This window comes from Glycomyces dulcitolivorans (genome assembly GCF_003265355.1).
Taxonomy (GTDB): Bacteria; Actinomycetota; Actinomycetes; order Mycobacteriales; family Micromonosporaceae; genus Glycomyces; species Glycomyces dulcitolivorans.
In genome coordinates this window covers 21,855-32,639 of the sequence record NZ_QFRW01000312.1, presented here as the reverse complement: position 1 = coordinate 32,639, position 10,785 = coordinate 21,855, and the positions used below count along the sequence as shown (strand labels likewise).

13 protein-coding genes are annotated in these 10,785 nt (G+C 72.0%); 5 read left to right on the top strand and 8 right to left on the bottom strand.

Translation table 11 applies throughout. From position 1 onward, the window contains the following. Positions 1-782 (bottom strand): urea amidolyase associated protein UAAP1 (locus tag DI269_RS22420; protein WP_112140045.1); only part of this gene is annotated, 782 nt, incomplete at its 3' end. A 33-nt stretch (positions 783-815) separates the two neighbouring features. Continuing rightward, on the bottom strand, positions 816-2,315 hold the full coding sequence (locus DI269_RS22415; RefSeq protein ID WP_112140043.1) for a sodium:solute symporter family protein: 1,500 nt from the start codon (positions 2,313-2,315) through the stop codon (positions 816-818). A 211-nt stretch (positions 2,316-2,526) separates the two neighbouring features. Here DI269_RS22415 and DI269_RS22410 point away from each other — a divergent pair, with 211 nt between their 5' ends. From DI269_RS22410 to DI269_RS22400, 3 genes are read left to right on the top strand one after another with little or no spacing between them, the layout of a single operon-like run. Continuing rightward, positions 2,527-3,279 carry a TetR/AcrR family transcriptional regulator gene (locus DI269_RS22410; protein ID WP_112140041.1) on the top strand — a complete coding sequence of 251 codons (753 nt, stop codon included), beginning with the start codon at positions 2,527-2,529 and terminating at the stop codon, positions 3,277-3,279. Next, a complete protein-coding gene (gene gmd, locus DI269_RS22405; protein WP_198667644.1) occupies positions 3,276-4,265 on the top strand; it encodes a GDP-mannose 4,6-dehydratase in 990 nt (329 codons plus the stop codon). The genes DI269_RS22410 and gmd overlap by 4 nt, the downstream gene beginning before the upstream one ends. A gap of 19 nt (positions 4,266-4,284) precedes the next feature. After that, positions 4,285-5,121, top strand: a complete 837-nt coding sequence (locus DI269_RS22400; RefSeq protein WP_112140039.1) for an aldo/keto reductase — start codon at positions 4,285-4,287, stop codon at positions 5,119-5,121. Between the two features lie 46 nt (positions 5,122-5,167). Here DI269_RS22400 and DI269_RS22395 read toward each other — a convergent pair whose 3' ends face one another. Together DI269_RS22395 and DI269_RS22390 are read right to left on the bottom strand one after the other, a co-directional pair. Continuing rightward, positions 5,168-5,470 carry a transcriptional regulator gene (locus tag DI269_RS22395; protein ID WP_112140036.1) on the bottom strand — a complete coding sequence of 101 codons (303 nt, stop codon included), beginning with the start codon at positions 5,468-5,470 and terminating at the stop codon, positions 5,168-5,170. Continuing rightward, the gene (locus DI269_RS22390; protein ID WP_157975162.1) at positions 5,467-5,928 is read right to left on the bottom strand and encodes a hypothetical protein; all 462 of its coding nucleotides are present in this window, start codon (positions 5,926-5,928) and stop codon (positions 5,467-5,469) included. Before DI269_RS22390 ends, DI269_RS22395 begins: the two co-directional genes overlap by 4 nt. Before the next feature lie 106 nt (positions 5,929-6,034). Between DI269_RS22390 and DI269_RS22385 the strand changes: the two genes are divergently transcribed. Beyond that, entirely contained in the window at positions 6,035-6,865 is an 831-nt protein-coding gene (locus DI269_RS22385) for an aldo/keto reductase (RefSeq protein WP_112140031.1), read from the top strand. Positions 6,866-6,936: 71 nt separating this feature from the next. Then, positions 6,937-7,638 (top strand): alpha/beta hydrolase, encoded by a 702-nt coding sequence (locus tag DI269_RS22380; RefSeq protein ID WP_198667643.1) that lies wholly within the window; start codon positions 6,937-6,939, stop codon positions 7,636-7,638. On the opposite strand, the gene DI269_RS27305 is transcribed toward DI269_RS22380, so the two are convergent. The 4 genes from DI269_RS27305 to DI269_RS22365 form a co-directional block, all read right to left on the bottom strand. Further along, entirely contained in the window at positions 7,639-7,791 is a 153-nt protein-coding gene (locus DI269_RS27305) for a hypothetical protein (protein ID WP_157975161.1), read from the bottom strand. Between the two features lie 112 nt (positions 7,792-7,903). Then, positions 7,904-8,824 (bottom strand): hypothetical protein, encoded by a 921-nt coding sequence (locus DI269_RS22375; RefSeq protein ID WP_112140026.1) that lies wholly within the window; start codon positions 8,822-8,824, stop codon positions 7,904-7,906. A gap of 145 nt (positions 8,825-8,969) precedes the next feature. Continuing rightward, entirely contained in the window at positions 8,970-9,596 is a 627-nt protein-coding gene (locus DI269_RS22370; RefSeq protein WP_112140024.1) for a response regulator, read from the bottom strand. Further along, a complete protein-coding gene (locus DI269_RS22365) occupies positions 9,593-10,726 on the bottom strand; it encodes a GAF domain-containing sensor histidine kinase (protein ID WP_198667642.1) in 1,134 nt (377 codons plus the stop codon). The genes DI269_RS22370 and DI269_RS22365 overlap by 4 nt, the downstream gene beginning before the upstream one ends. Positions 10,727-10,785: the final 59 nt, after the last annotated feature.

The following is a 10,785-nucleotide window of genomic DNA, read 5'->3' as shown; positions in this document are numbered from 1 at the left end:
CGGGGGTCGCCGGGCGAAGTGGGGCGCCCGCGCCAGGCGAGGACGCGCAGCGGCGAGGCGGTGTAGGCCGGAGCCGGGTCGAGCGGGTGCGGGGCGTTGGCGAGCATGACCAGCAGCGGCGCCTCGGCGACGAGGCGGACGCGGCGGCCCGGCCCGGCGCCGCCGAGCCAGTGCAGGCGCCCGTCCCCGTCCGCCTTGAGGCCCTTGAAGAGCGCGATGGTGGGTGGCAGGTCGCGGGCGGTGAGGTCGTGCTTGGCGGCGGCGAGCTTGAGGAGCTCGCGGGCGGCCGGGCTCGGCCCCCACGGCGAGCCGTCGCCGTAGCGGTCGCGGTTCTGGGCGGCGGTGGAGGCGCCGCAGAACACGTCGTGGCGGCCGGACTCGTCGAGGACGACGCTCGCCAGCGCGCGTCCCTGGTCGGACAGGAGGAGGGCGCCGTCGCCGAGGTAGGCGTTCCACTGGACCTTGATCGTGTCGGCGACGCACAGGCGCTCCCATTCCCTTCCGGCCCAGGCGAGGGCGAGGTGGGCGCAGGCGAGGCCGTCGAGGTCGGCGAGTTCGAGGACGGTGCCGGGGGCGAGGACCTGGTGGGCGTAGCCGCCGCCGGGGACGGTCTCGGCCCAGGTGAGGTCGGCGGCGTCGGCGGGCGGGTCGGGGTAGGCGGTGGCGGGGATCCAGGCGCGTTCGGTGGCGGTGGCGGCGGCCTCCTGGGCGCGGGCGTGGTCGCGGGCGGCGGTGGGGGTCGCGGTGGCCGAGGCGGGTGGCGGCGCGGGGATCTGGGTCATCGGAGTGCTCCGTTCCGGTAGGCGGGAGGGGGCTCAGGCGGCGGCGGGGACGGGTTCGCGGACGGCGGTTGCGGCGCGGTAGGCCTTGGCGGGGCGGGCGAGGGCGACGGTGATGTAGGCGAGGGCGCCGGCGGCGAAGGCGATGAAGGTGGGCCAGCCGTCGAAGGCGGCGGTGATGACGTCGTTGTCGAGGTAAAGGAGGTCGTTGGGGGCGCCGTAGACGGTGGGGGTGAGGGCGAAGAGGGCGAGGCGGACGGTGAATCCGGCGGCGATGGAGGCGGCGGCCGCGGCGGCGCCGCCGCGCTTCCACCACAGGCCGAGGGCGAAGGGGACGACGAGTCCGGCGAGCATGAGGTCGAAGGCGAGGGTGAGGAGGATGCCGGTCTGGGGGACGCGGAGGGCGACCAGGACGGCGAGGCCGACGATGGGGAACATGGCGATGCGGCTGGCGCGCAGGAGGGGGTCCTTGCCGGCGCCGAAGATCTTGAGTTCGGGCAGGCGCCCGGCGTCGGTCTCGCGGATGCCGGCGATGTTGCGGGCGGCGACGGCGCCGGTGCCGAGGATCGCGCCGTTGGCGGTGGAGCAGGAGGCGGCGACGATGGCGGCGAGGACCATCATGGCGAGCCAGGCGGGGGCGTGGTCTTCGAGGAGGGTGAAGAGGACGGCGGCGCCCGCGTCGGGGCCGACGATGTCGACGGCGGAGAGGGCGACGTAGCTGAAGGGGATGCCGATCATGAGGGTGCCGGCGGCGCCGAGGAAGCAGGCGTTGCGGGCGGTGCGGGGGCTCTTGGCGGAGAAGATGCGCTGCATGAAGTCGATGGCGACGATGTCGCCGACGCCGAGGGCGATGAGGGTGGCCCAGTTGACGGTGGCGCCTTGGGCGGGGTCGGTGAGCTGGCCGAGGTCGAAGGCGCCCATGCCTTCGGGGACGGTGATGCCGTGGGTGAGGGCGACCCAGGTGAAGAGGCAGGCGGTGCCGGCGATGGTGATGACCATCTGGGCGGCGGCGGTGTAGGAGTCGGAGAACATGCCTCCGGCGACGGTGTAGGTGAGGACGACGGCGACGATGAGCAGGACGCCGATGGAGTAGTCGATGCCGAGGAAGTGCTCGAAGAGGAAGCCGCCGGCGACGAGGTTGCCGGCGAGGAGGAGGACGTAGGCGCCGATCATGGCGACGGAGGCGGCGAGTTCGATCTTGCGGCCGTAGCGGCGGGCGTACCAGTCGGGGAGGGTGAGGAGCTTGGCGGCGTTCATGCGGGCGGCGAAGAAGACGCCGGTGAGGAGCAGGCAGAGGGCGAGGCCGATGGGCAGGCTCGCGCCGGCCCAGAAGCCGAAGCCGTAGGTGAGGTCGGTGTTGCCGAGGGTGGCGTTGGAGTCGACGGCCTGGGCCATGAGCCCGGCGGCGACGAGGGGGAGGCCGAGGGTGCGGCCCGCGACGAGGTAGCGGCCGGAGTCGCCGTCGACCTTGCGGGCGACGGCGAGGCCGATGAACAGGACGACGACGATCGAGAGCCCTACGCCGAGGAGAATCATCGGGCACCTTCCAGGGGTTGTTTTCTATCGGTTGATAGAAATTAAGCGCCCCCGGATTTCGATCACTCGATAGAATTTGTTTCCCGGGGGTGAACACCTCCGCACGGCCGCAACGCGAAGCGGCGGATCCGTCCACTGGGGCCGAGCCGACCTGCGCGTCGGGGGCGGCGATTACACTTGGGCCCGCACCCCGGACCAGGAAGGCGGACCGATGCCCGCGACAGCGAAGGAGCCCGTGGCCGACCGGCCCAAGCGCCGGGTGGGGCGGCCCCGCGTCGCCCCCGCGGGCGGCGACGCCGACCCGCGCGAGCAGCTCCTCGCCGCCGCGGCCGAGCTGTTCACCGTCCAGGGCTACACCGCGACCTCGACCAGGGCCATCACCGCCCGCGCCGGCCTGCGCCAGGCCAGCATGTACTACTACTTCGCCTCCAAAGAGGAGCTGCTGCGCAGCCTCCTGGAGACCACGGTCGCCCCGTCGCTGGAGTTCGCCGAGTGGGCGCTGGCCGAGCAGGACGCGGCCGCCGAGGCGCGGCTGTGGGCGCTGGTGCGCATCGACGCCGCCCAGCTCGCCGGGGCCCGCCACAACCTCGGGGCGCTGTACCTGCTGCCGGAGATCCGGCAGGAGTCCTTCGCGCCGTTCCGCGCCATGCGCGCCCACCTGCGCGAGGCCTACCGTGACCTCCTCGGGCGCACCGGCGCGGCGCGCGGCTACGCGCCCGGGGAGCTGGAGCGGCGCGCGCACCTGGTGTTCGGCCTGGTGGAGGGCGTGATCCTCGCGCGCCTCGACGACGGCCCCGTGCTCGACCCGGCCGGGTACTCGATCGAGGTCGCCGACGCGGCCCTGCGCCTGGCCGAGTGCGACCGCCTCGCCGAGGCACGCCGCCACGGCATGGAGCTGTCGGCCGACTGGCTGGTCCGCTCCGAGCACCTGCCGAGCCTCGCGCGGCAGGAGGAGCAGTCGTGAAGACCGCCTTGATCACCGGCATCACCGGGCAGGACGGCTCCTACCTGGCCGAGCTGCTGCTCGCCAAGGGCTACACGGTGCACGGGATCGTCCGGCACGCGTCCTCGCTCATCGCGAACACCTCCCGCCTCGACGGCGTCTACCAGGACCCGCACGAGTCGGGGCGGCGGCTGTTCCTCCACAAGGGCGACGTCACCGACGCGGGGCTCCTCTCCAACCTCATCCGCGACCTCGGGCCCGACGAGATCTACAACCTGGCCGCGCAGTCGCACGTGCGCGTCAGCTTCGACCTGCCCGACTACACCGCGAACGTGACCGCACTGGGGGCGATCCGGCTCCTGGAGGCGGTGCGCGCCAGCCGGATCGACGCCAAGATCTACCAGGCGTCCACTTCGGAGATGTTCGGCACGACCGCGCCGCCCCAGAACGAGGACGCCCCGTTCCACCCGCGCAGCCCCTACGGGGTCGCGAAGCTGTTCGCGCACTGGGCCACCGTGAACTACCGGGAGTCGTACGGGATGTTCGCGGTCAACGGGATCGCGTTCAACCACGAGAGCCCCCGCCGCGGCGAGACGTTCGTGACCCGCAAGATCACCCGGGCCGTCGCGCGCATCGCGGCGGGCCTTGAGAAGACGGTCTACCTCGGCAACCTCGACGCCGTGCGCGACTGGGGCTACGCGCCGGAGTACACCGAGGCCATGTGGCTCATGCTCCAGCACCGCGAACCGGTCGACTACGTGATCGCCACCGGCCGCGCCGCCACCGTCCGCGACTTCGCCGAGGCCGCCTTCGCCCACGCCGGCCTCGACTGGCGCGACCACATCGAGCACGACGACCGCTACGAGCGCCCCGCCGAGGTCCCCGAACTGGTCGGCGACCCCGCGAAGATCGAACGCGAGATCGGCTGGAAGGCCCGCGTCCACTGGCACGAGCTCGCCGCCGTCATGGTCGATGCCGACCGCAAGGCCCTGCGCGACGGCTCGTGACGCGGTTACCATCGCGGGCATGACTGATCTCAGCGAACCGGTGAAGCTCAACGACGGCGTCATCATGCCCCGCATCGGCTACGGGACCTACAAGGTCGGCGACGACGAGGCGCAGGAGGCGGTCGAGGCGGCCCTGGGGGCCGGGTACCGGCTCATCGACACCGCCGAGATGTACGGCAACGAGGTCGGCGTCGGGCGGGCCGTCAACGGCTCCGGCGTCCCGCGCGGCGAGGTGTTCCTGACCACGAAGGTGTGGAACGACCACCACGGCGCCGACAAGGCCCGGGCGGCGCTCGAAGCGTCGCTGGAGCGCCTCGGCACCGACTACCTCGACCTGTACCTGATCCACTGGCCCTCCCCCAAGCAGGGCCTGTACGTCGAGACGTTCGCGGCCCTGCTCAAGGCCCGCGACGAGGGCCTGATCAAATCGGTCGGCGTCTCGAACTTCCTGCCCGAGCACCTGGAGCGGGTCCACGAGGGCACCGGGGTGTGGCCCACGGTCAACCAGGTCGAGCTCCACCCGTACTTCAACCAGGCCGGGCTGCGCGCCTGGCAGGCCGAGCGCGGCATCGCCACCGAGTCGTGGGGCCCGCTGGGCCAGCGCACCGGCTCGGTCCTCGCCGAGGACGCCGTCACCGCGGCGGCCGCGGCGCACGGGAAGAGCCCGGGGCAGGTCGTCATCCGCTGGCACCTCCAGAACGGGTGCATCGTGATCCCCAAGTCCTCCAAGGCGAGCCGCATCGCCGAGAACTTCGACGTGTTCGGCTTCGAGCTGAGCGAGGCGGAGATGGCCGCGATCGACGCCCTGGAGACGGGCAAGCGCCAGGGCATCGACCCCGGCGGCAACGAGCGCTAGGGAACGCGAAAGGGCGGCCGGAGTGATCCGGCCGCCCTTTCGGCGTCTAGTCGGTCGGGACGCCTTCGGCGAGGCGCTTGAGCTCGGCCACGTGGGCGGCGAAGGCGGTGCGGCCCTCGTCGGTGAGAGCGGCCCAGGTGCGGGTGCGGCCGTCGAGGGGCGACTTGCGGACCGTCAGGTACCCGGCGTCTTCGAGGGCCTTGAGCTGCTTGCTGAGCACGGAGTCGCTGACGGCCAGGCCTTCGCGCAGGGCGGCGAACTCGACTTCGCTCATGCGCGAGAGCATCGAGCAGATCCGGAGCCGGTTGGGCGCGTGGATCACCTCGTCGAAGCGGGGTTCGACGCTCATGCGGTCTCGCGCAGGTCGGCGCGCAGGAGCGTGTCGTAGTGGCGGCCCCACACGACGGTGAGGACGGCGATGATCCCTCCGGCGACCGTGGCGGGCCACCACAGGTCGAAGCCGAGGCCGACGGACGCGCCGGTGGCGGCGATGATCACGCCGACCGCGAAGGCGACCTGGGCGCTGCGCCGCGAGCGGGGCCCGGCCGAGTAGTCGGCCCACACGCCGGCGATGCGGCGGTAGGCGGTGGCGAGCAGGAGCACGCCGAGGGCGAAGGCGGCCACGGCGCCCCACACGATCGCCAGGCGGGCGCCGGAGCCGGCGACGGCGATGAGGCCGCCGACGAGGAGGCCGAGGATCGGGTGGTACCACCAGGGCGTGTAGAGGCGGTCGGCGATGCCGGAGCGGGACTCGTCGACGGCGTCGAGGGCGGCGCGGGCCTCTTGGGGGTTCATCTGACTTTCCATACCGGAAAGTCTAGCGGACGACTTTCCATCGCGTCAAGTCCGGACTTTCCGCGGCGGCAAACCGCGCCGCTGGGCAATCGGTCCCCCGGTGAGTAGGTTTGCGCGCATGAGCGAACTGAGCACCTCCATCAAGCTGACCGGCGGCGCCGCGATCCCGCGCTTCGGCTTCGGCACCTTCAAGATCGAGGACGGCGACTCCCAGGCCGCGGTCGAGACCGCGCTGGAGACCGGCTACCGCCTGGTCGACACCGCGACCGGCTACGGCAACGAGGTCGGCGTCGGCCGCGCCCTCGCCGCCTCGGGCCTCGGACGCGACGAGGTGTTCCTGACCAGCAAGGTCTGGGACCACGGCTACGACGACGTCCGCAAGGGCCTGGAGGAGTCCCTGGAGCGCCTCGGCACCGACCACCTCGACCTGTACCTGCTCCACTGGCCGCGCCCGGGCGTCGGCAAGTACGTCGAGTCCTGGCAGGCGCTCCTGGACGCCCGCGCCGAGGGCCTCATCCGCGCCGCCGGCGTCTCGAACTTCACGATCGAGCACCTCGAAGCGGTCGAGACCGAGACCGGCGCCGCGCCCGAGATCAACCAGGTCGAGCTCCACCCGTACTTCAGCCAGCCCGAGCTGCGCGCCTACCACGCCGAGCACCTCATCGCGACCGAGTCGTGGGGCCCGCTGGCGCTGCGGGGCGGCGGCCTGTTCGACGAGCCCGCCGTCAAGGCCGCCGCCGCGGCCCACGACCGCACCCCCGCGCAGGTGGCGCTGCGCTGGAACCTCCAGCGCGGCAACGTGGTCATCCCCAAGTCCGTCACTCCCGACCGCATTCGCGAGAACTGGGCGACCCTCGACTTCACCCTCACCGCAGAGGAACTGGTCGCCATCGACCTCCTCGACACCGGCGTCCGCCAGGGCGGCGACCCCGCGGTCGTCGGCAGCTAGACGCACGAGGGCCCGGGGCGGAACCGCCCCGGGCCCTTGTGTTTCCGTGCCCCGCCCACCACAATCGAGACGTGGACGATCCGCTACTGGTACTGGTGCACAGCCCGATGACCGGCGCTCTCGCATGGGAGCCGACGGCCCAGGCGCTGCGCTCCCTCGGCCACGTCGTCGCCGTCCCCGACCTGGCCCTGGTGTTCGCGAATGAAGGCCCGTTCCACCTGGCCGCGGCCGCGCGGGTCGCGGAAGCCTTGGGCGAGTACGCCATGCACGAGTCGGTCGTCCTCATCGCCCACAGCGGCGCCGGCGCGCTCCTGCCCGCGATCGCCGAAGCCGTGCCCCGCACCACCGCCGCGGTCTTCGTCGACGCCGAACTCCCCCACGCGGGCATGACCTGGTTCGACACCGCGACCACTGACCTGGGCGACCGCCTGCGCGGCCTCGCGGACGGCGGCGTCCTTCCGAAGTGGAGCGAATGGTTCCCGCCCGAGGCCATCACCGAGCTCCTACCCGACGACGGCCAGCGCAACGCGTTCGTCGCGACCCTCCCGCGCATCCCGCTGACCTACTTCGAGGAGACCGCCCCCCACGTCCCGACCTGGCCGCCCGGCCCCTGCGCCTACCTCCGTCTGAGCGCCGCCTACACCGCCCAGGCCGCCGTCGCCCTCGAACAGGGCTGGCAGGTCACCGAACTCCCGACCGACCACCTCGCCATCATCACCCAGCCCGAGAAGGTCGCCCGAATCCTGAGCGCCCTGCTGCACGAACTCGCCTGATCAGAACGCGAGTTCGCGCTCCGTCGCCGCGAGCGTGTCGACGAAGGCGTAGCCGTCGCCGCCGTCGAGGTTCTCCAGATCCCCGACCAGGGTGAAGACCAGCGTCGCGGCCGCGGCGTCCGCGGGGATCGCGAAGAGGGCCGTGTACCGCATCGTGCCGTCGGTGTCGGCGAGCTCCTCGGCGTTCCAGGAGAGTGCGGCGATCGGATCGCCGCCGGCCTGCGCGGTCAGGGCCGCCTGGCCGAGGTTCCAGCGCAGGGCGGCGTCAGAACTTCGCGGTCCAGACGGTCGGGTCGGGGTCGTCGCGGAAGTCCCATTCGCGGCCGTCCTGGTCGACGACCTCGCCTACCGGGGTGAACGCGATGGTGACTTCGGCGTCGTAGTCGGGGATCTCGAAGACCGCGGTGACCTCGATGCCCATGCCGTCGAGGCCGGTCTCGTTCCATGCCACCGGTTCGGCGGCCTCGCCGCTGGTGAGGGCGATGGACCGCTGGCGGTCCAGGTTCCAGGTGAACTCGTCGAAGTCGCGGCACCATCCCAGGCCCACGGTGAGGAACACGTGGCCCTCGCTGGCCCAGCCGAGCTCCTCGTCCCAGACGTTGCGCCAGGCGCCGCCGCCGTCGGATTCGCAGGCCAGCCAGGTGTACTCGGAGCCGTGGTCGAACTCGACCTTGTCGTACTTGTAGCCGGGGAAGCCGTCGGTGGTGGTGGCGACGCCGTTGTAGAAGGCGAACACCGGGTCGACCCGCTCGCCGGTGCGCATGTCGACGCCCTGGGCGCGGCCGTCGTCCTCGACCCAGAGCACGGCGGCCTCGTCGGCCGGGGCGGTCAGGACCACCCAGTCGCCGGCCTCGGGGGCCTCGTCGAGTTCGAACTCGCGGTCGCCGATGGTCACCCAGGCCCGGGTGGGGGCGTAGCCGTACTGGGTCTGCATCTGGTCGCGCGAGACTTGGTTGATGACGAACTCGCTGCCGTCCTCGGCCTTGGGCATGTCGGCCAGCGCGCTCGACCGCGCGGCGACTTCGCTGGGCAGCTCCTCGCTGACGAAGCGGCATTCGACGGTGGTCGAGAAGTGCGGGCCGAGGACGTGGATACCCTCGTCACCGGTCCAGGACTCGTCGCCGCTCTGGCACCAGGCGTCCGAGTCGCCGCCGAAGAAGAACTCGTAGGACTCGGTGCGCTCCATTCCGGGGATGGGCACAAAGCCGCAGGCGCTGCTTGCCAGCAGGAGTGTTACGAGAGGGGCGAATATGATCTTGTGTTTCAGGGGCACGAGAAGACTGTAGGAAATCACTCAGCGTGACAGCACAAGAGACGGTCACGTTCTGCAATCATCCGATACCGTGGCGAACCGCCCAGAGGGCGGCCTGGGTGCGGTCGGCGGCGCCGATTCGGCGGAGGAGGTTCGTGACGTGGGTCTTGACGGTCTTCTCCGAGACGCCGAGGGCGCGGGCGATCTGGCGGTTGGTCTGGCCCTTCGCGATGAGGCCGAGGACCTGGCTCTCGCGCGGGGTCAGGGTGGGGGCCGCGGGGCCGGTGGAACCGTTCATCAGGCCGCGCATGGCGACCGGGGAGAGCAGGAGCTGTCCGGAGTGGACGGTGCGGATGGCGCTGGCGAGGGCGTCGGGGTCGATGTCCTTGTAGACGAAGCCGGCCGCACCGGCGGTGATCGCGGCGGGGACGCGTTCGGCGTCGGTGGCCGAGGTGAGGACCAGGACGCGGGGCCGGGCGCGGTCGGGGCCGAGGCGGTCGAGGACGCCCTGGCCGTCGAGGCCGGGCATCTTGAGGTCGAGGAGGACGACGTCGGGGTCGAGGTCGTCGATGGCTTTCAGGGCCTCGTCGCCGTCGCCGGCCTCGCCGACGACGGCGAAGTCGGGTTCGAGTTCGAGGTAGCCGCGCAGGCCGCGGCGGACCACGGGGTGGTCGTCGACGAGGAGGAGGCGGATCGGGTCGGTCATCGGCCGTCCCTTTCGGTGTCGAGGAGGAGGGCGACGACGGTGCCCTCGCCGGGGGCGGTGGTCAGGACGAGGTCGCCGCCGAGGGCTTTGGCGCGCTCGCGCATCGACAGGAGGCCGAGGCCGCGGGTGGCGGCCTCGTCGGCGTCGAAGCCGCGGCCGTCGTCGGCGACGGTGATGCGCTCGGACTCGATCGTGAGGGACACGTTGCGGGCCTTGGCGTGCCGGAAGGCGTTGCCGAGGGCCTCCTGGACGAGGCGGAGCACTTCGACCTCGCCGTCGCGGGAGAGGTCGACCGGGGAGCGGACCGCGAAGTGGACGCTGGTGTCGTGGAGGCGGTCCAGGAGCGTGACGTGGCGCCGCAGCGTCTCGACCAGGCCGTGGATGTCGAGGTCGGCGGGCCGGAGCTCGACGATGACGGCGCGCAGTTCGGCGATGGCCTCGGCGGCGAGCTGCTCGACCTCTTCGAGGCGGTCGCGGGCGGCGTCGGGGTGGTCGGGCAGGAGCTTGCAGGCGGTGCGGGCCGACAGCCGCAGGGAGAACAGGCGCTGCATGACGGCGTCGTGGAGTTCGCGGGCGAGGCGGTTGCGCTCCTCGACGACGGTGAGTTCGCGGCTGCGCTCGTACAGGCGGGCGTTGGTGATCGCGATGGCCGCGTGCGAGGCGAGCAGTTCGATGAGCTCGGTGTCGGCCTCGGTGAAGCCGGGGCGGCCGAGGTCGTTGGTGAGGACGACGATGCCGAGGGTCTGGTCGCCGTCGAGGATGGGGACGCCCAGGAGCGCGGTCATCGCGGGGTGGGCCTTGGGCCACCAGCGGAAGCGCGGATCGCGGCGCAGGTCGTCGAGGCGGATCGGCTCGGTCTCGGTGAGGATCGCCGCGAGCATGCCGTGCTGGCGCGGGAGCGGGCCGATCTTGAGGCGCTGCTCCTCGCCGATGCCGTCGGTGATGAACTCGGCGAAGCCGCCCTCGTCGTCGGGGATGCCGATCGCGGCGTAGTCGGCGCCGACCAGGCGCCGCGCGGAGGACACGATCACTTCGAGGACCTGGTGGACGGACAGGTGCCGGGTGATCGCGCCGACGGCCGCCGACACTTCGTGCAGCAGCTTTGCGGGATCGGAATGCGAGGCGGTCACGGCATGAATCTATCCCGGAACGGGGCCGCCGCGTCTCGGTCGCTGGTCTTAGGACCTGC

Coding starts and splice junctions, on each gene's coding strand:
- DI269_RS22370 (WP_112140024.1), bottom strand. CDS start 9,596: ATGACCGACCCGATCCGCCTCCTCCTCGTCGACGACCACCCCGTGGTC.
- DI269_RS22395 (WP_112140036.1), bottom strand. CDS start 5,470: ATGAGCGTCGAACCCCGCTTCGACGAGGTGATCCACGCGCCCAACCGG.
- DI269_RS22410 (WP_112140041.1), top strand. CDS start 2,527: ATGCCCGCGACAGCGAAGGAGCCCGTGGCCGACCGGCCCAAGCGCCGG.
- DI269_RS22400 (WP_112140039.1), top strand. CDS start 4,285: ATGACTGATCTCAGCGAACCGGTGAAGCTCAACGACGGCGTCATCATG.
- DI269_RS22390 (WP_157975162.1), bottom strand. CDS start 5,928: ATGGAAAGTCAGATGAACCCCCAAGAGGCCCGCGCCGCCCTCGACGCC.
- DI269_RS22375 (WP_112140026.1), bottom strand. CDS start 8,824: ATGGAGCGCACCGAGTCCTACGAGTTCTTCTTCGGCGGCGACTCGGAC.
- DI269_RS22415 (WP_112140043.1), bottom strand. CDS start 2,315: ATGATTCTCCTCGGCGTAGGGCTCTCGATCGTCGTCGTCCTGTTCATC.
- DI269_RS22385 (WP_112140031.1), top strand. CDS start 6,035: ATGAGCGAACTGAGCACCTCCATCAAGCTGACCGGCGGCGCCGCGATC.
- DI269_RS27305 (WP_157975161.1), bottom strand. CDS start 7,791: ATGCGGTACACGGCCCTCTTCGCGATCCCCGCGGACGCCGCGGCCGCG.